Genomic DNA, 23846 nt, shown 5'->3' with positions numbered 1-23846 from the left:
TTGGCGCCTGAATGTCTTCTGAATCGATGCCGGCAAGCGCGGCGGCCACGCCGCTCAACCGGCCCATGCTCACGATCTCGATCATGCTTGCAACGCTGATCCAGACACTCGACAGCACGATTGCCAATGTCGCGCTGCCGCATATGCAGGGCACGTTGTCGGCGTCGCAGGACGAGATCACGTGGGTGCTGACGTCGTACATTGTTGCGGCAGCGATCGCCACGCCGCTGACCGGCTGGTTATCCGATCGGCTGAGCACAAAGCGGCTCCTGATCATATCGATCGCGGGTTTCACGGTCGCTTCGGCGCTGTGCGGGTTATCGGAGAGTCTTGCGCAGATTGTCGCGTCCCGATTGCTGCAGGGCATTTTCGGCGCCTCGCTCGTGCCGCTGTCGCAATCCATTCTGCTCGACATCAATCCACGCGAGAAGCAAGGTCAGGCGATGGCCGTCTGGGGCATGGGCGTGATGGTCGGGCCCATTCTCGGGCCAACACTCGGCGGCTGGCTCACCGACAGCTACAACTGGCGCTGGGTATTTTTCATCAACGTGCCGATCGGCGCGTTTGCGCTCTTTGGCGTGGTGACGTTCCTGCCGGCGCGAGCGGCGAAGCTCGGGGTGAAATTCGACGCGTTCGGGTTCGCTACGCTAGGCCTGGCGATCGGCGCACTTCAGGCCATGCTCGATCGCGGCGAGCAGCTCGACTGGTTCGGTTCGCTCGAAATCCGCATCGAAGCCATCCTTGCCGTGCTGGCTTTTATCTTTTTTCTCGCGCACACCGCGACCGCCGGCAAGCGTTCGTTCTTCAAGTACGAACTGCTGAAGGACCGCAATTTTGCGACCGGCGTGTTTTTCATCTTCATGATTGGCGCAGTGATGTACGCGACGCGTGCATTGTTGCCGCCGATGTTGCAGAACCTGATGAACTATCCCGTCGCCACGACGGGTCTGGTCACGGCGCCCAGCGGCGCGGGAACCATGGTCGCCATGCTGGTTGCCGGGCGGTTGTTACGACGCATCGACGCGCGTTTGTTGTTGCTCGCCGGCTTTCTCATTTCGGCGTTCGCGCTCTGGCAGATGATGCAATACACGCTGGTGCTGTCGGTGTCGGACATCGTGTGGCCCGGCGTGATCCAAGGTTTTGGGCTGGGTTTCGTCTTTGTGCCGCTGAGCGCGCTGACGTTTTCCACGCTGACGCCCGAACTGCGCGCCGACGGCACGGCGACCTACAGCCTGATGCGTAATATTGGCAGCAGTATTGGCATCTCGATTGTGCAGACCATGATGACGCGCGGCACGCAGGTCGCGCACGCCGATCTCGCAGCGAACGTGAACGTATTCAATCCGTCGATGCAGCCCATGCTCGAAAGTGGATCGCAGATGAGTCTCGCGCTGATGGATCAATCGATTAATCAGCAGGCGCAGATGATCGCGTACCTGAATGACTTCAAGCTGATGTTCGTCGCGACCTTGCTGGTGGTACCGCTGCTGTTGCTGATCCGGCCGATGCGAAGTGTTTCCAGCGAAACCCTCGCTCACGCGGCGGCGGATTGACGCAATTACTTGATGGACGAATTCGACAAAGCGGACGAATCGCGTGAAAGATCGCGTTGGGTCAGGTAGATGCGCAGATCGAATTCAATCTGGTGATACCCGGGCTGCATGAACTCGCATAGCCTGTAAAACGCTTTGTTGTGGTCGCTTTCCTTCAAATGCGCGAGTTCATGCACGACGATCATGCGCAAGAATTCCGGGGCCGCTTCCTTGAACAGCGACGCGACCCGAATCTCCTTCTTCGCTTTAAGCTTGCCGCCCTGCACGCGCGATATGGCTGTGTGCAGACCGAGCGCATGACGCAGTACGTCAAGTTTCGCGTCGTACATCACCTTATCGATAGCCGGCGCCACGCGCAGAAACTCCTGCTTGAGATCCGTGGTGTATTGATACAGCGCGCGATCCGATTGCACGGCGTGGCGGTGCGGATACCGGTCGTCGAGATACTTGCCGAGTTGGTCATCGGCGATAAGTTTGCGGACTTTATCCTGGAGCGTTTGCGGATAGGCGCTGAGGTATTTCAGAGGAAGCATGATGGGTCGTGACCGCCAAGTGGTGCCTTCGGCATTATAGGAGCGCGGCTCGGGCATCACGTCACGCAGTGGTTAGTTCAGCGAGCCAAGTGCGAATCGCGCTAAGCGCGCTCTCGCGTGCTCCATAAAATGCAAGCAATCAGCACAAGCTGCAACGGCAACCGCACGAGCAATAGCCACGATGGAACTTGTGGAAACTGATCCGCGTGCTGATACATGGAATATGTTGGCGGGCGTAACGGCAATGGTCAGTAACGTCAGCCCAATGCCCGCTGCACTTCGCGTGCGTTTGATCATCACGCCTGCCGCACCCAGCAACTCGAACACGCCGCTCACAATGACGGCCAGAAGCGGGAAGGGAATATAAGGCGGCACGATTTGCACGAAGAGCGGCATGTACAAGAAGTGGCACGCGCCGCCGATCAGAAAATACAAGAATACGAACCACAGTCCAATGCGCTGGCCCGCAGACATTCTTCTAGCCGATGAAAATCTGAGTGAAGACATGAATGAGCAAGCGCCGTGTGGTTGAGTCTTATTCGATGACAGCGCGAACCTTGCGCCAGGTTTGACACGAGAGCCCAAGACACGAGACTCCGAAAATCGATGGCCCAAAACAAAAAACCGCCCAGCAAGCTGGGCGGTTTTTTATCAATTCTGGTCGGGGTGAGAGGATTCGAACCTCCGGCCTCTACGTCCCGAACGTAGCGCTCTACCAGGCTAAGCTACACCCCGAATGTTCACTCTGAGACGGTTCGTTTCCTTTTCAGGACTGTCTTGCCGTCGAGTAAGAACATAATTCTAGCAGGCTCTCTTTAAAAATGGAATCTGGAAACGAAGAAATTGCATCCGCTGCTGCCTGAGCTTCCTGACGTGCACATTTCAACGTGTGATCGAGCGCACCAGACGTCGTGATGGCTTCAAAGATGGTATCGAATTTATCGGTGCCACCTTGTTCGATCGCCTCGCGCGCGAGCGCTGCCTGTTCAGCCGAACCATGCTCCATCAGATAGATGAGGGGCAGCGTGGGTTTGCCTTCACGCAGATCGTCTCCGGCATTTTTCCCCATCGATTCCGCCGTGCCGGTGTAATCGAGCCAGTCGTCCATGATCTGGAACGCTGTGCCGATACGGCGGCCAAACTCCGCCGCCGCCGCTTCCGTCCGGGCATCCGACCCCGACAAAACCGCGCCCAGTTGCGCCGCTGCTTCGAACAACTTGGCCGTCTTGTAGCGGATCACCTGCATGTAACGCGCTTCGTCCACGTCCGGATCGTGCATGTTGAGCAACTGCAGCACTTCGCCTTCCGAGATCACGTTGGTCGCAACCGACAGGATCTCCATCACGCGCATCTTGCCTACGCCGACCATCATTTCGAAGGAGCGTGAGTATAAGAAGTCGCCGACGAGCACGCTTGCCGCATTGCCGAACAGCGCGTTCGCGGTCTTGCGGCCGCGCCGGAGATCGGATTCATCGACAACGTCATCGTGCAGCAGCGTGGCCGTATGAATGAACTCGACGACCGCGGCCAGCTCATGCCGGTGCCCGGTGGTGTCGCCGAGCGCGCCGGCGACCAGCAACAGCAACGCGGGCCGGAGCCGTTTGCCGCCGGCGCCGATGATGTACTCGGAAATCTGGTTGATCAGCATCACTTCGGACGCCAGGCGCTGCCGGATGACGCGATTGACCTGCTTCATGTCCTCGGCGATAGGCTCGAGCACGTTGGCGGCGTTTGGGGAGGAAATGGCAGTGGACGACATGATCGGCAATTAGGGTAGTGCCGCGAATTATAAGGCGAATCGGCCGATAGCCGCCTCTAAAGACGCCGCGGATGAACCGCGCGGGGCGCTGCGACAAGCCTGATGGACGGCGTCAGGCGGCAAAATCGCGATAATGGTGCGCGCATGGTCCGTGTACGTTGCTCTGTCCGGTCTGAAGCGCCCCAGTTTTCGCGACGCACAAGGTTTTGACGGAGAACCTAACTCTCTGTATAATCACGCGTTTTCGCGCACGGTGTGCGGAAAAATGAATTCAGAGTGAGGTTCTCAATGTACGCGGTCATAAAAACCGGTGGCAAGCAGTATAAGGTTGCTGTCGGCGAAAAATTGAAAGTAGAACAGATACCGGCAGACATTGACGCTGAAATCACGCTCGACCAGGTTCTCGCAGTAGGCGAAGGTGAATCGATTCAGTTCGGTGCACCGCTGGTCAGTGGGGCTTCCGTCACATGTACCGTCGTGTCCCAAGGTCGTCACAAGAAGGTCACGATCTTCAAGATGCGTCGCCGGAAGCACTACCAAAAGCACGCTGGCCATCGCCAGAACTACACCGAACTGCGTATCGACGCTATCAACGCCGCGTAAGCGTCGTCGAGTCGATTAAGCTAAACGGTCAAGGAGCTATTAAATGGCACACAAAAAAGCAGGCGGGTCATCCCGCAATGGTCGCGACTCTGAATCAAAGCGCCTCGGCGTGAAGGTTTACGGCGGCCAGGCTATCAACGCAGGCGGCATCATTGTTCGCCAGCGCGGCACGCGCATGCACCCGGGCGATAACGTCGGCATGGGCAAGGATCACACCTTGTTCGCGCTGACCGACGGCCACGTCACGTTTTCGACGAAGGGCGCAGCAAAGAAGCATCTGGTCAACGTTGTCCCGGCTGCCTAAGGTGTAATCAGGCACGGGCTTCAGGACCGGAAAAGGCCCCGCGAAGTTCGCGGGGCTTTTTTCATTGGCTGGCTTGATTGACGCGGCCAGGCAGTGACATATATCGAATGGTCTAGTGGCTGGCATCGGCTGGTCGCGGCAGAATAGCGGAACACCGCTGAAACACGGGACGGAGCAACTCATGAAGTTCATTGACGAAGCGAGAATTGAAGTCATCGCCGGCGACGGAGGGGATGGCAGCGCGTCGATGCGGCGCGAGAAGTTCGTCCCGTTCGGCGGACCGGATGGCGGCGACGGCGGCCGGGGCGGCAGCGTGTATGCGGTTGCAGACCGCAACATCAACACGCTGATCGACTACCGGTATGCGAAGAAACACCAGGCGCGCAACGGCGAAAACGGCCGCGGCGCCGACTGTTACGGCAAGGGCGGCGACGACATCATTTTGCGCATGCCGGTCGGCACGATCATCGCGGACACGGAGACGGGTGAGTTGATCGCCGATCTGACCGAGCACAACCAGAGCGTGTTGATTGCGCACGGCGGCGCGGGCGGTCTCGGCAACCTGCACTTCAAGTCAAGTACGAACCGCGCGCCGCGTCAGAAGACGGAAGGCAAGCCGGGCGACCGGCGTATGTTGCGCCTCGAGTTGAAAGTGCTCGCCGACGTCGGTCTGCTCGGCATGCCGAACGCGGGCAAGTCCACGTTCATCACGGCGGTGTCGAATGCGCGGCCGAAAATTGCCGACTATCCGTTCACCACGCTCGCACCGAATCTCGGCGTGGTGCGTGTGGGACCGGAAAAGAGCTTCGTCATCGCGGATATTCCGGGTTTGATCGAAGGCGCGGCGGAAGGCGCGGGTCTGGGTCACCGCTTCCTGCGGCACTTGCAGCGCACCGGCGTGCTGCTGCATCTCGTCGATCTGGCCCCGTTCGACGACGCGGTCGATCCTGTCGTGGAAGCGCGCGCGATCGTCAACGAATTGCGCAAGTACGACGAAGCGCTATACGAAAAACCGCGTTGGCTGGTGCTGAACAAGCTCGACATGGTGCCGGACGACGAACGTAAATCGCGCGTCGCCGACTTCATCAAGCGTTATGAATGGGACGGTCCGGTGTTCGAAATCTCGGCGCTCACAGGGCAAGGTTGCGAAAGCCTGACCTACGCCATCTTCGATTACATCTCGAAGAACTCGGATGCATCGCGGGCGGCGGAAGCCGAAGATCTCGCCGCGGATGTCCGTTTCCGCGACGAACCCGCCGTCGTGGCGCCGCAGCGCGCGCCGGGGGTCGACGAAGACGAAGACGAAGCGTAAAAGTCTGGCCCGTGGTTATCGAGGCAAATCCGAGGAGAAATGCGTCAGATGCGTTCCGTCATAGCCGCTTCGAAGCGACTCGTAGTGAAAGTGGGATCGAGCCTGGTAACCAACGACGGGCGCGGGCTCGACCACGCGGCCATCGCGCGCTGGGCCGCGCAGATTGCAGCGTTGCGCGGGCAGGGCAAGGAAGTCGTTCTGGTCAGTTCGGGCGCGATTGCCGAGGGCATTCATCGGCTGGGCTGGACGAAGCGGCCGCGTGAAATAGACGAGTTGCAGGCTGCAGCGGCGGTCGGGCAAATGGGTTTGGCGCAGGTCTATGAAAGCAGTTTCGCTAAACATGGCATGCGGACCGCGCAGATTCTGCTGACGCACGCCGATCTCGCCGACCGTGAACGCTATCTGAACGCACGCTCAACGCTGCTCACCCTGCTACGTCTGGGTTGCGTGCCCATCATCAATGAAAACGACACCGTCATCACCGACGAAATCAAATTCGGCGATAACGACACGCTCGGCGCGTTAGTGGCGAATCTCATAGAAGGCGACGCGCTGATTATCCTCACCGATCAGCGCGGCCTGTTTACCGCCGACCCACGGCGCGACCCCATGGCCACGCTGGTAGAACAGGCTGACGCGGGCACGCCCGAACTCGAAGCCATGGCGGGCGGCGCGGGTTCTAGCCTGGGGCGCGGCGGCATGCTGACCAAGATTCTCGCCGCGAAACGCGCGGCGCATAGCGGCGCGAATACGGTCATCGCTAGCGGGCGAGAGTCGGATGTGCTGACCCGGCTGGCGTCGGGCGAGATGATCGGTACACAACTCATGGCGCGGACAGCCCGCATGGCGGCCCGTAAGCAATGGATGGCCGATCATTTGCAGGTGCGTGGCCACGTGGTTATCGACAACGGTGCGGTCGAAAAGCTTACCGCAGACGGCAAAAGCTTGCTGCCAATTGGCGTGATCGATGTACACGGCGCGTTCGCGCGTGGTGATGTGATCGCGTGCATGAATCCGGGCGGTCAGGAAGTGGCGCGCGGTATTACGAACTACAGCAGCTCTGAGGCGCGGCTGATCCAGCGCCGGCCGAGTGGTGAAATCGAAACGGTGCTGGGATATATGCTCGAACCTGAGTTGATACATCGAGACAACCTGGTTTTGGCATAAGCAGCCACGTTGGGTGCTCAGAAGCGAAAAATCCGCCAATTGGCGGATTTTTCGTTTATTTCCTCAAAAGTCGCAAATTCTCAACGGAAAATTAGAAAAAAGCATACTGACCGTCACACGCAGCAGGCTTTTTCAATAGTCATCCGCTTCAGTGATAGTTCGAAACCGCCGTCCGCTTCGCCTGAATATTCGACAAAATCTGCTGCGCTGGCCCTGACGGCAGCTTGTTCACGCAGAAATAATCCTGATACAAGGCGGCGTGATAGGCGTTTAACTCGCCGTTTTCAATCCGTCGAAAATCGTTTTCGACCGTGCGGTCCCAGTCGGTTTGGTCCTCATTAATGCTCGCATACAGGCGCCAGTTATAGTTGTCGCAGCGAATGCCTTCGTAATTGACGTTGCGCGCGCCAGCCGGGCTTTTCACGACGATTGTGTAGCGGATCACGCCGTCGGTGCCTACGGTAAGCGAGTTTTTATCGATGAAAAAACTCAGCGGCGTATTGTTCGACACCGTAATTTCAAGGAGATTGGCATCTTTTGGCAGCGGAGGCAGGGTATCCACCTTGTTTTCGGTCCAATTCGGCGCGCGGTCCATGAGGTAGACGAACGCGCTGTCGTCCTTGTTGGACGGGTTGGAACTGCCGCAACCGGCGAGCACGACAAGGGCTGCCGCGGATGCCGCGAACAATGCAATGGCTTTCAATTCTTGATTTCCCGAGGTTGATGCAGAAGCGACTGCAAATTGATCGTGCCGCGTGATGACGCCGCGTTTTGTCCCTTGAAGGGAAACGCTGGCATGTCAAGCACGCAAACCCAGCCTTCGACGCTGCACGAAAAAAAGCGGCGTGCGTTGCCGCACCGCCGCTTCGGATGACACACGTCCTAATCCCGCGAAGGACGTTGTGCGTAGATGTGCAGCTCTTCGGTCACCGAACATTCTGCCTGAATGACACTACCGTTAGCAGAAACGGTCGCATCTTCCATGGTCATGCCCTGAATCACACGCGGATAACGATTGGCGTGATGCGCCATACGTTCCGCGCGCTCAGCACGCACAACTGCTCGCCTGAGAAAGCGCGAAAGTTCCGTGAGCGCAAGCTGATAAACATCCCGCTTGAACTCGATCACCGCATCAAGCGGGACCCAATACTCATTCCACCGCCAGGCATCGAATTCCGGATGATCAGTCGCACGCAAACAAATGTCACAGTCGCGGCCTACCATGCGTAACAAAAACCAAATCTGTTTCTGTCCGCGATAATGCCCGCGCACCTCGCGCTTGATGAACTTGTCCGGCACCTCATAACGCAGCCAGTCGCGGGTCCGACCCACGACCTTCACGTGCTCCGGAAGCAAACCGGTTTCTTCGTGTAACTCCCGATACATCGCTTGCACGGGGGTCTCGCCGTACTTGATGCCCCCCTGCGGAAACTGCCAGGAATGTTCACGCAGCCGTTTGCCCCAAAACACTTCGTTGTGCGCGTTCAAGAGGATGATGCCGACGTTCGGGCGAAAGCCTTCACGATCCAGCATACAACCACCTTCGAATCCTTTAAAATTGCTTTGATTATAAACAGATAACGGGCCTGGCGCACCGGCACGAACCCGAATCGGGGTTCGTTTCGCTTCGGTGCCCGGGATGCTGGGGCGGGTGGCTAACGCCTTACCGCATCGCTGTCCCGTCGTTCACTTGTTCCGCACGTTCTGCATGTTCCGCAGGTTTGGGCGACAAACCCATTCAATCGACGCGCTCCCGCATTGGAAAATTTTTGAATGAAAGCATCCCGTTTCTTTATTGGCACCCTGAAGGAAGCTCCCACCGACGCGGAAATCGTCAGCCACCAACTCATGATGCGTGCGGGCATGATTCGCCGCGTGGCAGGCGGTATCTATAGCTATCTGCCTATCGGCCTGCGTTCCATTCGCAAGGTGGAAGCGATCGTGCGTGAAGAAATGAACCGGGCCGGCGCGCTCGAATTGTTGATGCCCGGCGTGCAACCGGCCGAACTCTGGCAGGAATCGGGACGCCTGGACCAGTACGGTCCGGAATTGCTGCGTATCAAGGATCGCCATGACCGCGACTTCGTGCTCGGACCGACGCACGAAGAAGTGGTGACGGACATCGCGCGGCGCGAGATCAAGAGCTACCGGCAACTGCCGGTCAATTTCTACCAGATCCAGACCAAGTTCCGCGATGAAATCCGGCCGCGTTTCGGCGTGATGCGCGGGCGCGAATTCATCATGAAGGACGCGTATTCCTTCGATCGCGACCAGGCGAGCCTCGCCGAGTCGTACAAGAAAATGTTCGATGCCTACGTGCGTGTTTTCACGCGTATTGGCCTGGAATTCCGTGCGGTCGCGGCAGACAACGGCTCGATCGGCGGCAGCGGTTCGCATGAATTTCACGTGATCGCCGATACCGGCGAAGACGCTATCGCGTATTGCCCGACCTCGGATTACGCCGCAAACGTGGAAGCCGCCGATGCGCTGCCGCTGAATGCAACGCGCGCGGCGCCTGCCGAAGAGATGAAGAAGACGGCCACGCCGGGCAAGGCGAAGTGCGAAGCGGTCGCGGAACTGCTGAACATTCCGCTGGAACGCACGATCAAGTCGATCATCCTTGCGACGGAAAACGAAGGTGCCGAGCCGACCATCTGGCTATTGATGTTGCGCGGTGACCATTCGCTCAATGACATCAAGGCGAACAAGCAGCCAGGTCTGGCGGGTTATCGCTTCGCTACCGAAGCTGAAATTATCGATACATTCGGCACGCCGCCCGGTTATCTCGGCCCGCTCAATACGAAGAAGCCGATCAAGGTGATCGCGGACCGCACGGTCGCGAACATGAGCGATTTCGTGGTGGGCTCGAATGAAGTCGACTATCACACCACCGGCGTGAACTGGGGACGTGATCTGCCGGAACCGGTCGTGGCGGACATCCGCAATGTGCTGGCCGGCGATCCGTCGCCCGACGGCAAGGGCACGCTGGAAATCTGCCGCGGCATTGAAGTGGGTCACGTGTTCCAGCTCGGCACGAAGTATTCGGATGCCATGGGCGCGTCGTTCCTCGATGAAAACGGCAAGCCCGCGCCCATGCAAATGGGCTGCTACGGCATTGGTATCACGCGCATTTTGGGCGCTGCGATCGAACAGAATTTCGACGCCAAGGGCATCATCTGGCCGGAATCGATTGCACCGTTCGAAGTCGTGTTGTGCCCGATGGGCTACGACCGCAGCGACGCCGTTCGCGAGCAAGCCGACAAGCTCTACGCGGCGCTGCAGGCTGCGGGCATCGACGTGGTTCTCGATGATCGCGGCGAGCGCCCCGGCGTCATGTTCGCTGATTGGGAACTCATTGGCGTGCCGCACCGGCTGGTGATTGGTGACCGCGGACTTAAGGACGGCAAGCTCGAATACCAGGCACGACGCGACGCTGAAGCTACATTGCTGCCGGTGGACGACGCGGCCAACATCGTGATCGAGAAGGTGCGCGCTGCATTGGCCCGTGGAGTGGCCCAGTAACGTGCAGTACAACTTCCTCTCGGCGACGGTGCTGCTCATCCTGATCACCGATCCGCTTGGCAATATCCCGATCTTCATCAACGCATTGCGTGGTGTGGCAAAGGAACGCCGGCGGGTGGTGATCTTGCGGGAAGTTGCCATCGCCTTTGGGATCTTGCTGGTATTCATGCTGGTCGGCGACCGCTTTCTTCGCGCGATGAGCCTGACGGATTTATCGTTGCGGCTGGGCGGCGGGATTGTGCTGTTCCTGATCGCGCTGCGCATGATTTTTCCGCATCCCGATGGTCCGATGGGCGGTGATTCACGCGGTGGCGAACCGCTGATCGTGCCGTTGGCCATTCCCGCGCTGGCCGGTCCGTCGGCGCTGGCGACGGTGATGTTGCTGACATCGCAAGCACCCGGGCAGATGTGGGAGTGGGTCGGCGCGCTGACGGTCACCATGATGGTCTGCGCGGTCGTGCTGGTGCTGGCCGAGAAGATCCAGCATTGGTTGGGCGAACGCGCGGTCACGGCGTTTGAAAGGCTGATGGGGTTGGTGCTGGTCGCGATATCGGTGGAAATGATCCTCACCGGAATACGGACGTTTGTGCATCAGTTGGCTGCGAGTAGCTGAGCTGACTGAAGATGTTCCGGACGATGAACGTACAAAGGCCGTTTCAACTTACGTTGAAACGGCCTTTTAATCTTCGGTGCCTTGCGTTCACCGCCAAGCAACTGATGCGGCCGATCGCCGCACCTCAATCCTCAGCGACACATCACGCGCCTTCCGTCAGCGCCCGGATGGTCGGCAGGTTGCGCCAGTATCCCTTCGCGTCCATGCCGCAGCCGAACACATACCGGTCCGGCACTTCGAAGCCGCAAAAGTCCGGCCGCAACGGCTTCTCTTTATTGATGAGCTTCTCGCACAGCACGGCCGAGAGGAATTTCTTCGCGCCCATGGCCATGATGCGGTCGCGGATAGCGGCCATGGTCTCGCCTTCATCCAGGATGTCATCGAGCACCAGCACCACGCGATCTTTCACCGCTTCCGCCGGCGCCACGCGCCATTCCATCTTGTCGCCGCCTTTGGTCGTGTTCCGATACCGCGTCAAGTGGATGTAGTCGAACTCAAGGGGAAAGTCGAGATGCGGCAGCAGCATGCCGGTGAACACGGCCGCGCCACCCATGACGGACAGCACAAGCGGAAACTCTTCGCCGGTGCTCGCTCCGATGGCTTTCGCCATGCTTTCGATCGACGCGGTCACGTCCTGCGCCGAAACAATCTCTTCGGAGTGGCTGAAAATGTGGAGTGCTTCTTCGCGATTCATAGGGCAGGCGGCGAGGGTGTAGAGCTACAAAAGGGAAACGAGGCGCAGAGCGCGCGCCACCACATAATAAACCCGCGTTCCTCAACGAAACGCGGGCCAAAAAAATCGAAGCTGGGCCGAGATCAAAAACTTCAACGCATGCCGGGCATCATGCCCTTCATGCCGCGCATCATTTTCTGCAGATTGCCGCCCTTGAGCTTTTTCATCATGCCGCGCATCTGTTCGTATTGAGCGAGCATGCGGTTGACTTCCTGGACCTGCACGCCCGCACCCGCTGCAATACGGCGCTTGCGCTGCGCCTTGATCAGGTCGGGTTTCGCGCGTTCCACTAGCGTCATGGAATTGATGATGCCTTCCATCCGGCGCATCTGTTTTTCCGCGATGCCCATGTTCGCGCCCGCCGCGGCCTGCTGGAACTGCGCCGGCAGCTTGTCCATCAACGACGACAAACCGCCCATGTTCTTCATCTGCGCAAGTTGTGCGCGGAAGTCGTTCAGGTCGAAATCGCCGCCTTTCTTGACTTTATCGGCGAGTTTTTGCGCGGCCGCGCCGTCCACGCCTTTCTGCGCTTCTTCGACCAGGGCAAGGATGTCGCCCATGCCGAGAATCCGGTTCGCCATCCGGTCCGGGTGGAACACTTCCAGCCCGTCCAGTTTTTCGGCAACACCCACGAACTTGATCGGCTTGCCGGTCACATGGCGCACGGAAAGCGCCGCGCCACCGCGTGAATCGCCGTCCAGCTTGGTCAGCACCACGCCGGTCAGCGGCAGCGCGTCGCTGAACGCCTTCGCAGTGTTCACGGCGTCCTGGCCGAGCATGGCGTCGACGACGAAAAGCGTTTCCGCGGGCTTCAGGATGGCGTGAAGCTCGGCGATTTCCTTCATCATCGCTTCGTCGATACCGAGCCGGCCGGCCGTATCGACGATCAGCACGTCGTGGAAATGGCGTTTCGCCCAATCCACCGCCGCACGGGCGATATCGGCCGGTTTCTGATCCGGCTCCGACGGGAAAAAGTCCGCGCCGACTTGCTCGGTCACCGTTTTCAACTGCTGAATAGCGGCCGGACGATACACGTCGACGGAAACCGTCAGCACTTTTTTCTTGTGTTTCTCGCGCAGCAGCTTGGCGAGCTTGCCTGACGTGGTGGTTTTACCCGCGCCTTGCAAGCCGGCCATCAGGATGATGGCCGGCGGCGTGACCGCGAGATTCAGCTCGACGGCCTTACCCTCGTAATCCCCGCCGATGATCGCCGTCAGCTCGCGCTGCACCACGCCAACGAGAGCCTGACCCGGCGACAAGCTGGACAGCACTTCTTCGCCGAGCGCTTTCTCCTTCACTTTCGCGATGAATTCGCGCACGACCGGCAACGCGACGTCGGCCTCGAGCAGCGCCAGGCGTACTTCGCGCAGCATTTCCTGCGTGTTAGCCTCGGTGAGCCGGGCTTCGCCGCGCAGCGTCTTGACGACGCGCGCCATCCGTGTAGTGAGTGTGTCGAGCATGGGAGCGTGTGAGAGCGTATGAGTACCGGCGTCCTGACGGCTCTTGCTTCAAGACGACCTGGCAAGAGGGGGAAGACGTCGTGGCTTCAGGGCCTGGTGTAAACTTCGAACATGGATATTGTACTGTATGCCCTCACTGCGCTTCTCTACGGCGGACTTGCCGTAGCTGGCTGGCGCGCGCATCGCAACACGGCCGTCGAGCCGGCGCTGGCGGGCATGCCGGCGGGCGGTCGCCTGGCGGGTGGCATGACGACCGGAATGAACCCCGGCATGGCCGACTCCATGCGGCGCGGCCGGGCATCGAAGGCGTCAGGCATGAGCGCGATGGGGCGCGTATTGCTCGGCGTCGCGTTGCTCGTACACGGCGTCTTGCTGCACACCACCATCTTTCCGCAGAACGCGATGGTGTTCGGTTTCGCCTTCGCACTCTCCGCCATGTTCTGGCTGGGCGCTGGCATCTACTGGATAGAAAGCTTTTTCTTCCCGCTCGACGGCTTGCGCTTGCTCGTGCTGCCGCTAGCTTGCGTGGCTTCGGTCATGCCGCTGATTTTTGGCGGCGTACGCGTGCTGCCGTATGCCGCTGCGCCCATGTTCAAGCTGCACTTCCTGATTGCGAATATTGCGTACGGGCTGTTCGCGATTGCCGCGCTTCACGCCATCCTGATGCTGATGGTCGAAAAGCGTCTGCAGAACATGCGCGGAACGAGCACGCGGCATACATCGAATAGCTGGGTGTCGAGCTGGCTCGATACCCTCCCGCCATTGCTCACGCTGGAAAAATTATTGTTCCGCCTGATTGCTGCGGGTTTCGTGCTGCTGACGCTCACGCTTATATCGGGGGTCGCGTTCAACGAGCAACTCGTCGACAAAGCGTTCAAACTCGATCACAAGACCGTGTTCGCCATTTTGTCGTGGCTGATGTTCGGCGCGCTGCTGACCGCTCGCCGCGTGTCGGGCTGGCGCGGTCGCGCCGCGTTGCGCTGGGTGCTGGCTTCGTTCGTCGCGTTGCTGCTCGCTTATGTGGGCAGCCGCTTCGTGTTCGAAGTGTTGCTGCATCGAGCGGTCGTTTGACGCGGTTAGCTGAAACCCCGGCCTCTCATTGCCTCTACTATTAGTAAGATCATGCGCCAACTTCTTCTGCTGATTTTTGTGTTCTTCGCGAGCCAGTGGCTGTTCAAGAAGCTCAAGCGCGCTCAGGCTCCCGCCGGCGCGCAAACAGGTCCACAAGGTGGAGGCGCCACGCGCGCTTCTCGTGGTCCTTCGGCTTCGAGCTCCGCGCCGCAACTCCCTGATGCCCTCGTGCGCTGCGCCGAATGCGGCGTGCATACGCCGAGTAGCGAAGCGATTGTCGCGGCCGGGCATCGCTTCTGCTGTTCCGATCACGCCCAGCGCTACGCCACTCATCCCACTGGCCGCGACGCTCGATGAGCGTGGCTGGTTTGATCGATGCAAACGGCTGGTACACGGCGGCGCTCCAGCTGCCGTCTCCGAATTTCGAAGCGCGTCCGGGGGGCATCGAGCCCACGCTCGTTGTGGTTCACAACATGAGCCTGCCGCCCGATGAATTCGGCGGCAGCGCCATCGCCGAGTTCTTCCAGAACCGTCTCGACCACGACGCACATCCGTACTACGACCACTTGCGCGGCATGCGAGTCTCGTCGCACTTCGTGATTCATCGCGATGGCCGCATCGAGCAGTACGTGTCGTGCAACGAGCGCGCATGGCACGCGGGCGTGTCGAGCTTTCTTGGCCGTGAACGATGCAACGACTTTTCGGTGGGCATCGAACTGGAGGGCAGTGATCGATGTGCGTTCGAGGACGCGCAATACACGTCGCTCAACGATGTAATCCAGGCGCTCACCCGACGTTATCCGATCGAAGCACTAGCCGGTCACTCGGACATCGCACCGGGTCGTAAAACGGATCCCGGCCCGTACTTTGAATGGTGGCGATTGCAACGCGATACACAACTTCCGCCTCGGTACTTTCCCTATCTCGCCAACGTTTGATTCGATGCTCGCTTGCCCTTGATTGCAAGTGAGTCACTGAGCGACGTGAGCTATTTTGACGCGCTGCGGCTTGCCATCGTTCGCTGGATTGGCGCCAGCTATGCCTGATCGCTGCCAATGAATCCGCGCCGCTTTCTTTTTGCATTGCAGCGAGTTTGCGTGTGTTCCCGGCACCTTGGCGCGCTATCCCTTATCTGACTTTGGCATTTCAAAAGTCAACCCTCCAAGGCTATTCTTCAGCAAATAAAAGTTTTTGAGACTGTGCGGAATGCCACTATACTTGGTGCTCAGGGACGTATTTCGCACTATATGTTGTGTTGTCCAAGCGGCGCCCCGCTCGTAGAGCCGGCGCCGTATGCTTTCCCGGCCATAGAAGAAAACACCGGATAAGCAACTGATTTGTCGCGTAAAAAACGTCGACATGCAGTTTGAAAGACCGAGGCAAACAGGCGTCGCAAGAGAGGTTGTCTTCGTCAGTTTGAAGCGTACTGGTCCATGGAAAAATCATTGGACCAGACGCAAGAACGGCACCGGCGATTTTCCCGGCAAAGCCATTTTCAGTTTTCAATTTCATCGTCGTGCGTGGTTGGCAAGGTAGGAAAACGCAGTAGTGAGCAGCAACAAAGCAGCATCAGGCGACCACCACGCGCGGCACGCATCTCAACAATCCGCGGACGTTCCGCACTATCGAACACCTGGAGATTTGCACATGCAAACCACCGACAACGCCACGACTTCCTACGAGGGCGCCTCCGTGCGGCCCATCGGCGTACAGGGTCAGCAGCCGAGCAACAGCTCGCTCGCGCCGGACGCCACACTGGCCGACTACAAAGTCATCCGCCGCAACGGGACCGTGGTGTCGTTCGAGCCGTCGAAGATCTCCATCGCTGTGACGAAGGCTTTCCTGGCGGTGAACGGCGGTCAGGGCGCAGGCTCGGCGCGCGTGCGCGAGCTGGTCGAACAACTGACGCAAAGCGTGGTCCGGGCGCTGGTTCGCAGCCGTCCGAACGGCGGTACGTTTCATATCGAAGATATCCAGGATCAAGTCGAACTCGCGCTGATGCGCGGCGGCGAGCACAACGTGGCGCGCGCATACGTGCTGTATCGCGAGAAGCGCACGCAAGAGCGCGCGCATGCACCGGAAACGCGCGCGAACGCGCTGGGCATCAACGTGATCGATAACGGCGTGTCGCATCCGCTGGATCTCGACGCGTTGAAGGCGCGCATCAACGAAGCGTGCGTGAATCTCGGCAGCGAAGTGAACGCTGACCCGATCGTCGCGGAAACGGTGAAGAACCTGTACGACGGCGTGCCGATGGCGCAAGTCTACGACTCGGCCATTCTTGCCGCGCGCACCATGATCGAAAAGGACCCGGCGTACAGCCAGGTCACCGCGCGTATCCTGCTGCACACCATCCGTCGCGAAATCCTGGAAGAAGACGTCTCGCAAGGCGAAATGGCCACGCGTTACGCTGAATATTTCCCGCTGTTCATCAAGCAGGGCGTGGAAGCGGAACTGCTCGACGAAAAACTCCAGCAGTACGACTTGAAGCGCCTGGGCGCCGCGCTCGACGCTGACCGCGATCTGCAATTCGGCTATCTCGGCCTGCAGACGCTGTATGACCGCTACTTCCTGCACAACGAAACCAAGCGCATCGAATTGCCGCAGGCGTTCTTCATGCGCGTTGCAATGGGCCTGGCGCTGAACGAAATTGACCGCGAGGCGCGGGCAATCGAGTTCTATAACGTGCTGTCGAGCTTCGACTTCATGTCGTCCACTCCAACGCTGTTCAACTCCGGCACGCGCCGTTCGCAATTGTCGTCGTGCTATCTGACGACGGTGGCCGACGATCTCGACGGTATCTACGAAGCGCTGAAGGAAAATGCGCTGCTGTCGAAGTTCGCGGGCGGCTTGGGCAACGACTGGACGCGCGTGCGTGCGCTCGGTTCGCACATCAAGGGCACGAACGGCAAGTCGCAAGGCGTGGTGCCGTTCCTGAAGGTCGTGAACGACACGGCCGTCGCGGTGAATCAGGGCGGCAAGCGCAAGGGCGCGGTCTGCGCGTACCTGGAAACGTGGCATCTGGACATTGAAGAATTCCTGGAACTGCGCAAGAACACGGGCGATGACCGTCGCCGCACGCACGACATGAACACGGCGAACTGGATTCCCGACCTGTTCATGAAGCGCGTTCACGAAGGCGGCGACTGGACGCTGTTCTCGCCGGCTACCTGCCCGGACCTGCACGACCTGTTCGGCGCACCGTTTGAAAAAGCGTACGTGGCGTATGAAGAGAAAGCCGCACGCGGCGAGATCAAGCTGTTCAAGAAGGTTCCGGCTGCGCAACTGTGGCGCAAGATGCTGGGCATGCTGTTCGAAACGGGTCACCCGTGGATCACGTTCAAGGATCCGTGCAACATCCGGTCGCCGCAGCAGCACGTGGGCGTTGTCCACTCGTCGAACCTGTGCACGGAAATCACGCTGAACACCAGCGACACCGAAATCGCCGTGTGTAACCTCGGCTCGGTGAACCTCGTCGCGCACATGAAGAAGCAGGCCGACGGCACGCTGGCGCTCGACCACGAGAAGCTCAAGCGCACTGTCAGCGTCGCCATGCGCATGCTCGACAACGTGATCGACATCAATTACTACGCTGTCGCCAAAGCACGTAATTCGAACCTGAAGCATCGTCCGGTCGGCATGGGCATCATGGGCTTCCAGGACTGCCTGCACTTGCTGCGCACGCCGTATGCGTCGAAGGAAGCAGTCGAATTCGCCGATACATCGATGGAAGCGGTCTGCTACTACGCGTACTACGCATCGACGGAACTGGCGCAAGAGCGCGGCCGTTATTCGAGCTATCGCGGCTCGCTGTGGGATCGCGGCATTCTCCCGCAGGATTCGCTGAAGTTGTTGGCCGAAGCCCGCGGCGGGTACGTGGAAGTGGACGACAGCGCGTCGATGGACTGGACCGAGCTGCGTTCGCGGATCGCCACCTACGGCATGCGCAACTCGAATTGCGTGGCAATCGCTCCGACCGCGACTATTTCGAACATCATCGGCGTGTCGGCATGTATTGAGCCGACGTTCCAGAATTTGTACGTGAAGTCGAATCTGTCGGGTGAATTCACGGTCGTGAACGATTACCTCGTGCGTGACCTGAAGGAACGCGGCCTGTGGGACGAAGTGATGGTCTCGGACCTGAAGTACTTCGACGGCACGCTGTCGCGTATCGACCGGGTTCCGGCTGACCTGCGGGCAATCTACGCAACAGCGTTCGAACTCGATGCTACGTGGGTGGTGGAAGCAGCATCGCGTCGCCAGAAGTGGATCGACCAGGCGCAATCGCTGAACATCTATATGGGCGGCGCGTCGGGCAAGAAGCTGGACGAGGTGTACAAGCTGGCGTGGCTGCGCGGTCTGAAGACCACCTACTACCTCCGCACGATGGCTGCCACCCACGTCGAGAAGTCGACGGTCGCTCACGGTCAGCTGAACTCGGTGCCGTCGGGTAATTCGGGGAACGGCGAGGGCGGTGCTTCAGGCGCGAACGGCAACGGTTTTGGTTCGCAGGGTTCGCATGGATCGTCGACGGGTGGTTTCAACGCCGCTGCGGTTGCGGCGCCGGCGATTGCCACTGCGGCGGAACAGCAAGCCGATGGTCCGGTTTGCATGATGCGTCCGGGCGATGCGGGCTTCGACGAGTGCGAGGCTTGCCAGTAAGTTGTAATGGGCGAGAGGCCGATGTAATCGGCCTCTCGCTAGTCGGATAGTCGGTGGGATTGAAGGCCGGTACGAAACGTTGGTTCTTCCCACAGCGGAAAGGGCAGGCGAATTCGGAACCGGCCTTTTGTATTTGTGGTTGCTGAATTCCCGTTGCTTGCAGAGCCTGAGATTCGGCTTACGGGACCGAAGCAATTGCTCTTTCCGCAATCGGGGCTGGATGTGCTGTCACCGCATTTAGCCAAGCCCCGCACACCGCTTCACCCGCGCGTGCCTCTCGATATCTCGTGCCCGGCGTCGTGTCCCAGCTTCGCGGTAATAGGTATCGAAAGGAACGAGAACAATCCGACGACCACAAAGGCCGGCCAGAAATCCGACCAGACGATGTGCGGATGTCCCTGCAGCTCATGCGAAATCTGCAGCGCGATCCCGCCGATTGTCACGCCCAACCCCAGCGACACTTGCTGGATAAAACTCCCGAGACTCGTCGCGCGGCCCACGTCGCGGCTTTCGATTTCGGCATACGTCAGCGAGTTGAGGCTCGTGAATTGCAACGCCGGGAAAAAACCGCCCAGCAGCACGACGGACCAGATGACCCACGTCGGCGTTCCGGGATAGAACATGCCGCAGGCGGCGATCGCAATACCCGACAGCGCCGCGTTCACCATCAGCGTCTGCCGGAAGCCAAACCGGTGCAGCACGCGCGACGCGAGCGAGCGCATGAACATGCCGCCGAACGCAGACGCGCAGGTGATCGAGCCGGACTTGAACGCGCTCATGCCGAGCCCTTCCTGCATCGCGAGCGGGAGCAGGAACGGCACGGCGCCCAAGCCGATGCGAAACAGCGAGCCGCCCATCACGCTCGCCTGGAACGTCGGCACGCGCAGGAAACGCAAATCGAGAAGCGGGATTTTTACGCGTCGCGAGTGCAGCAAATACGCGATGAGAAAAGCCACGCCGCCCAGCGTCATGCTCGTCGCGGTCAGGTTGGAGACCAGCTCGCCGCCAATCAGCGAGAGCCCGAGCAGGAACAACGTGCCGCCGCTTGCTGACAAAAAGAAACCGAACCAGTCGAGCCGTCCGGGATGCGGCTCGCGCGCATTACCGATGTAACGGTTCGTCAGGTAGATGCCAAGGATGCCGATCGGGATGTTGATGAAGAAGATCAGGCGCCAGTGCAGATAGGTGGTGATGAAGCCGCCCAGCAGCGGCCCGACGGCGGGGCCGAGCATGGCGGGCAGCGAGAGGTAGTTCATCGCGCGGATGAATTCGGAGCGGCGTACCGAGCGGAAGATGATGATCCGCCCGACCGGCACCATCATCGCGCCGCCGACGCCCTGCACGAAGCGCGCGAGCGTGAACGGGATCAGCGAGGTGGACGCGGCGCACAAGAGCGAGCCGGCGACGAAGATGCCGATAGCGAGACGGAAGATGGTGCGCGCGCCGAAGCGGTCGGCGACCCAGCCGCAGATCGGGATGAAGACCCCGAGGCCGAGCACGTAGCTGGTGACGGCGATCTTCAGCGTGACGGGATCGCGCCCGAATGCTTTGGCCATTTCGGGGATTGCGGTGACGATGACGTTGGCATCGACGCTTTCCATGAACATCGCGCAGGCGACGATGAGAGGGGCAACGAAAGCTTTGATGGCTAGCGACATGGAGAACGGAAGGGATCTCTTCGCGGCGGGAAGCTGGGATTATGGCATCGATATCATGACAGCGACATCGCGAAGTGCCGACATGACTGACGCGCAAGCGACATTCAGCGACGATAAAACCCGAGGAGAACGACGATGGACCCGGAAGATTTGCAGCGTCTCGTCACGCAGAAAATGCCTTATGGAAAGTACAAGGATCGCTTGCTTGCGGACCTGCCCGGTCACTATCTTGCATGGTTTGCGCGTGAGGGTTTTCCTGCAGGACAACTTGGCCGGCTACTCGCGTTGATGCACGAAATCGATCACAACAACTTGCGCGAATTGCTGACGCCGCTGCGCTGTCGGCAAGGTTGAGACGCCGCGTGCAAGCGGCTTCGGACGGATGATCTGACTACGCTTCCAGCGGTTTCGAAAGCGCATTTTCACCTTCGAAATCAGCTCTTGCATGACGTAGCCGTTTGCACTATAGGTAGTCGTCACGAGCGTAGAACACCCAATATTTTGTGGTTTTGCCTTTGCGATGACGACATCGAGTGCTACACTTTCGACATGGAAACGAGACGCGCCAACGACTCTTTTCCGCTGCAAGATACGTGTAATTGCAAGCTCGGTGCAACAGATTTTTCAGAGCCGGAGCGCACTCGAAAAGTGGCTTGAGGCGAAGCGCCGAAGCTCACGATCGGAAGGCTGTTTCAACCGCTTCGAACGAGTCGCGAAGGTGAGTGAAACGCGAAAGACGCGAGAGAGACACGCCGGGTTTTTATCGAAGCAGTCATGTAGTGCAAGCTGTTCGATCTCACGCTTGCGTTTCCACTTTAGTTTCCACGCTTCACGACCACGCGAACTTCGCACGCAAGATCCAACGTAAGACTTAACGCAGCACCGCATGCAGCACGATTCACAGCAGAGCCGGACGATGCAGCGCTCCAAGCAAAAGCAACACTGAAAGAGCTTGAAGGAGCACTGAGCAAGCACTGCATCGAACACATTCAAAGAGACTTCGCATGAAGCTTCAAGCAGTGAGCTCAACGCAAAGTGTTGTATGCAAGTAGCAGCGTCAACACTAAAACAGGATTTTTATGAGCAAGCTCTTTTATCGCTCATGGAAAGATGGTACAAACCGATCTAAATTGATGGTGAGAATTTATGCTCAACTGGGATGACGAGACCACTGCCGTAACTCCCTCGAATGGTTCGCAACACAACACGTTGCGTAACCCGGCGGGGCAGGTTGCGGGTTTCAGCCAAGCAGTCAGCCAAGCATCGCGCGCTGCAGCTCCAGTCACTTCGCATGCAGCCACGCAAGCCGCTGGTCATGGCGTTCTTCAAACGGCTCATCAAACATCAGCCGCACCAAATATTTTTGCAAGTGACTTCGTTGCTCCCGCAGCACCCAGCGCCAGCGACATCGCGGCGGCCAGTGCGAAGCGGGTGAATGTGGCGGACAAGCGCATCATCAACGGCAAGACCGACGTGAATCAGTTGGTGCCGTTCAAGTACAAGTGGGCGTGGGAAAAGTATCTGGCGGGTTGTGCTAACCACTGGATGCCGCAGGAAGTGAACATGTCGCGCGACATCGCGCTGTGGAAAGACCCGAACGGCCTTTCCGACGATGAACGCCGGATTGTGAAACGCAACCTCGGTTTCTTCGTCACGGCCGACTCGCTCGCTGCCAACAACATCGTGCTCGGGACGTATCGCCACATCACGGCGCCCGAGTGCCGGCAGTTCCTGCTGCGCCAGGCATTCGAGGAAGCGATCCACACGCACGCGTATCAGTACATCGTCGAATCGCTGGGTCTGGACGAGAGCGAAATCTTCAATGCGTATCACGAGGTCGACTCGATTCGCGCGAAAGACGAGTTCCTGATTCCGTTTATCAACACGCTCACCGATCCGGCCTTCACGACCGGGACGCTTGAAGCGGACCAGAAATTGCTGAAGTCGCTGATCGTGTTTGCTTGCGTGATGGAAGGGCTCTTCTTCTACGTCGGCTTTACGCAGATCCTGGCGCTGGGTCGCCAGAACAAGATGACAGGTGCGGCGGAGCAGTATCAGTACATCCTGCGCGACGAGTCGATGCACTGCAACTTCGGCATCGACCTGATCAACCAGATCAAGCTGGAAGAGCCGCAACTATGGACGCCGGAGTTTCGCGCGGAGATCCGCGAGATCTTCAAGGAAGCCGTCGAACTGGAATACCGGTACGCAGAAGACACGATGCCGCGCGGCGTGCTCGGTCTGAATGCTTCCATGTTCAAGAGTTATTTGCGTTTCATCTGTAACCGTCGTTGCCAGCAGATCGGCCTCGACCCGCTGTTCCCGAACGAAGAAAATCCGTTCCCGTGGATGAGCGAGATGATCGACTTGAAGAAGGAGCGCAACTTCTTCGAGACGCGAGTGATTGAGTATCAAACGGGCGGCGCGCTGACCTGGGAATAAGAAAGTCAGCGAATGAACGTCTGCCGGTGGCAATGGACGCATTGCCATCCGTATCAGATGCACGAATCAAATGAAGACCGGGCGCCCGCAGCGGGCGCCAAGTAGACGGGACAAACGCGCGGGACAAACGCGCAGGATGAATGCGGGATGAATGGCAAACCGGCGCCATTGCGTGCGATCAAGATTGCGCGCGCGCCGGCCAACAGGTTTAGGAGAACGGTCGCCTGATGCAAAGTGCGCCTTGTGGCTTAACGGCCCAAAAAGATGACAGGCGTTTTGCGGACCCTTCAGTGGGACGGGCAAACTTCCCCCCGAAATATGCCGTCGGCAGCGTCGACGGCCCGATCAAGCGATTGCCGGCACCTTCTTCTGGTGCTGACTTAATTTGGCGCGGGGGGGGGGGTGGGGCCCCCCGCCGGGGCCGATTTAAAATAGTTAAACACCGGCCAAACCC

General features: G+C 59.2%; 21 protein-coding genes and 1 tRNA gene. 13 read left to right on the top strand and 9 right to left on the bottom strand.

The window, feature by feature from the left end; translation table 11 throughout:
- Positions 1–11: 11 nt before the first annotated feature.
- Positions 12–1553, top strand: a complete 1542-nt coding sequence (locus ACMX25_RS10180; protein ID WP_414949615.1) for a DHA2 family efflux MFS transporter permease subunit — start codon at positions 12–14, stop codon at positions 1551–1553.
- A gap of 5 nt (positions 1554–1558) precedes the next feature.
- Here ACMX25_RS10180 and ACMX25_RS10175 read toward each other — a convergent pair whose 3' ends face one another.
- The 4 genes from ACMX25_RS10175 to ACMX25_RS10160 all read right to left on the bottom strand — a co-directional run bounded on the left by ACMX25_RS10175 (position 1559) and on the right by ACMX25_RS10160 (position 3845).
- Positions 1559–2086: a M48 metallopeptidase family protein gene (locus ACMX25_RS10175; RefSeq protein ID WP_414949614.1), complete on the bottom strand. Its 528-nt coding sequence runs from the start codon at positions 2084–2086 to the stop codon at positions 1559–1561.
- A 72-nt stretch (positions 2087–2158) separates the two neighbouring features.
- Positions 2159–2560: a DoxX family protein gene (locus ACMX25_RS10170; protein ID WP_414949612.1), complete on the bottom strand. Its 402-nt coding sequence runs from the start codon at positions 2558–2560 to the stop codon at positions 2159–2161.
- A 184-nt stretch (positions 2561–2744) separates the two neighbouring features.
- A tRNA-Pro gene (locus ACMX25_RS10165) sits at positions 2745–2821 on the bottom strand.
- A gap of 31 nt (positions 2822–2852) precedes the next feature.
- The gene (locus ACMX25_RS10160) at positions 2853–3845 is read right to left on the bottom strand and encodes a polyprenyl synthetase family protein (RefSeq protein ID WP_414949611.1); all 993 of its coding nucleotides are present in this window, start codon (positions 3843–3845) and stop codon (positions 2853–2855) included.
- Between the two features lie 288 nt (positions 3846–4133).
- On the opposite strand from ACMX25_RS10160, the gene rplU reads away from it, so the two are divergent.
- The 4 genes from rplU (at position 4134) to proB (ending at position 7231) form a co-directional block, all read left to right on the top strand.
- Positions 4134–4448, top strand: coding sequence for a 50S ribosomal protein L21 (gene rplU / locus ACMX25_RS10155; protein WP_056354755.1), 315 nt, complete (start codon positions 4134–4136; stop codon positions 4446–4448).
- 43 nt (positions 4449–4491) lie between these two features.
- A complete protein-coding gene (gene rpmA, locus ACMX25_RS10150; protein ID WP_031360734.1) occupies positions 4492–4752 on the top strand; it encodes a 50S ribosomal protein L27 in 261 nt (86 codons plus the stop codon).
- A gap of 181 nt (positions 4753–4933) precedes the next feature.
- Positions 4934–6064 carry a GTPase ObgE gene (gene obgE, locus ACMX25_RS10145; RefSeq protein ID WP_414949609.1) on the top strand — a complete coding sequence of 377 codons (1131 nt, stop codon included), beginning with the start codon at positions 4934–4936 and terminating at the stop codon, positions 6062–6064.
- Between the two features lie 48 nt (positions 6065–6112).
- Complete coding sequence (gene proB, locus ACMX25_RS10140) at positions 6113–7231, top strand: glutamate 5-kinase (RefSeq protein ID WP_414949607.1); 1119 nt, start codon at positions 6113–6115, stop codon at positions 7229–7231.
- A gap of 148 nt (positions 7232–7379) precedes the next feature.
- Here the strand turns inward: proB and ACMX25_RS10135 are convergent, their stop codons facing one another.
- Positions 7380–7934, bottom strand: a complete 555-nt coding sequence (locus ACMX25_RS10135; protein ID WP_414949606.1) for a CNP1-like family protein — start codon at positions 7932–7934, stop codon at positions 7380–7382.
- A gap of 179 nt (positions 7935–8113) precedes the next feature.
- Positions 8114–8764 (bottom strand): RNA pyrophosphohydrolase, encoded by a 651-nt coding sequence (locus ACMX25_RS10130; protein ID WP_414949604.1) that lies wholly within the window; start codon positions 8762–8764, stop codon positions 8114–8116.
- A 240-nt stretch (positions 8765–9004) separates the two neighbouring features.
- Between ACMX25_RS10130 and ACMX25_RS10125 the strand changes: the two genes are divergently transcribed.
- Both ACMX25_RS10125 and ACMX25_RS10120 read left to right on the top strand, forming a co-directional pair.
- On the top strand, positions 9005–10753 hold the full coding sequence (locus tag ACMX25_RS10125) for a proline--tRNA ligase (protein WP_414949602.1): 1749 nt from the start codon (positions 9005–9007) through the stop codon (positions 10751–10753).
- A 1-nt stretch (position 10754) separates the two neighbouring features.
- Positions 10755–11366 (top strand): MarC family protein, encoded by a 612-nt coding sequence (locus ACMX25_RS10120; protein ID WP_414949681.1) that lies wholly within the window; start codon positions 10755–10757, stop codon positions 11364–11366.
- Between the two features lie 142 nt (positions 11367–11508).
- On the opposite strand, the gene ACMX25_RS10115 is transcribed toward ACMX25_RS10120, so the two are convergent.
- Positions 11509–12060 (bottom strand): hypoxanthine-guanine phosphoribosyltransferase, encoded by a 552-nt coding sequence (locus ACMX25_RS10115; RefSeq protein ID WP_299713931.1) that lies wholly within the window; start codon positions 12058–12060, stop codon positions 11509–11511.
- Between the two features lie 131 nt (positions 12061–12191).
- Complete coding sequence (gene ffh / locus ACMX25_RS10110; RefSeq protein ID WP_414949601.1) at positions 12192–13559, bottom strand: signal recognition particle protein; 1368 nt, start codon at positions 13557–13559, stop codon at positions 12192–12194.
- A 111-nt stretch (positions 13560–13670) separates the two neighbouring features.
- On the opposite strand from ffh, the gene ACMX25_RS10105 reads away from it, so the two are divergent.
- From ACMX25_RS10105 to ACMX25_RS10090, 4 genes are all read left to right on the top strand, one after another.
- Positions 13671–14630: a cytochrome C assembly family protein gene (locus ACMX25_RS10105; protein ID WP_414949600.1), complete on the top strand. Its 960-nt coding sequence runs from the start codon at positions 13671–13673 to the stop codon at positions 14628–14630.
- Between the two features lie 51 nt (positions 14631–14681).
- Positions 14682–14987: a PP0621 family protein gene (locus ACMX25_RS10100; protein ID WP_414949598.1), complete on the top strand. Its 306-nt coding sequence runs from the start codon at positions 14682–14684 to the stop codon at positions 14985–14987.
- Entirely contained in the window at positions 14984–15568 is a 585-nt protein-coding gene (ampD, locus tag ACMX25_RS10095) for a 1,6-anhydro-N-acetylmuramyl-L-alanine amidase AmpD (protein ID WP_414949596.1), read from the top strand. Before ACMX25_RS10100 ends, ampD begins: the two co-directional genes overlap by 4 nt.
- A gap of 709 nt (positions 15569–16277) precedes the next feature.
- Entirely contained in the window at positions 16278–19292 is a 3015-nt protein-coding gene (locus ACMX25_RS10090) for a ribonucleoside-diphosphate reductase subunit alpha (RefSeq protein WP_414949595.1), read from the top strand.
- Positions 19293–19552: 260 nt separating this feature from the next.
- Here the strand turns inward: ACMX25_RS10090 and ACMX25_RS10085 are convergent, their stop codons facing one another.
- Positions 19553–20950, bottom strand: a complete 1398-nt coding sequence (locus ACMX25_RS10085; RefSeq protein ID WP_414949594.1) for an MFS transporter — start codon at positions 20948–20950, stop codon at positions 19553–19555.
- 135 nt (positions 20951–21085) lie between these two features.
- On the opposite strand from ACMX25_RS10085, the gene ACMX25_RS10080 reads away from it, so the two are divergent.
- Complete coding sequence (locus ACMX25_RS10080) at positions 21086–21304, top strand: DUF3820 family protein (RefSeq protein WP_414949592.1); 219 nt, start codon at positions 21086–21088, stop codon at positions 21302–21304.
- Positions 21305–22096: 792 nt separating this feature from the next.
- Positions 22097–23392 carry a ribonucleotide-diphosphate reductase subunit beta gene (locus tag ACMX25_RS10075; RefSeq protein ID WP_299717101.1) on the top strand — a complete coding sequence of 432 codons (1296 nt, stop codon included), beginning with the start codon at positions 22097–22099 and terminating at the stop codon, positions 23390–23392.
- Positions 23393–23846 lie beyond the last annotated feature (454 nt).

The sequence above is a fragment of the Caballeronia eucalypticola genome, from assembly GCF_047608185.1.
Taxonomy (GTDB): Bacteria; Pseudomonadota; Gammaproteobacteria; order Burkholderiales; family Burkholderiaceae; genus Caballeronia.
This window is presented reverse-complemented; position numbering and strand designations above follow the sequence as displayed.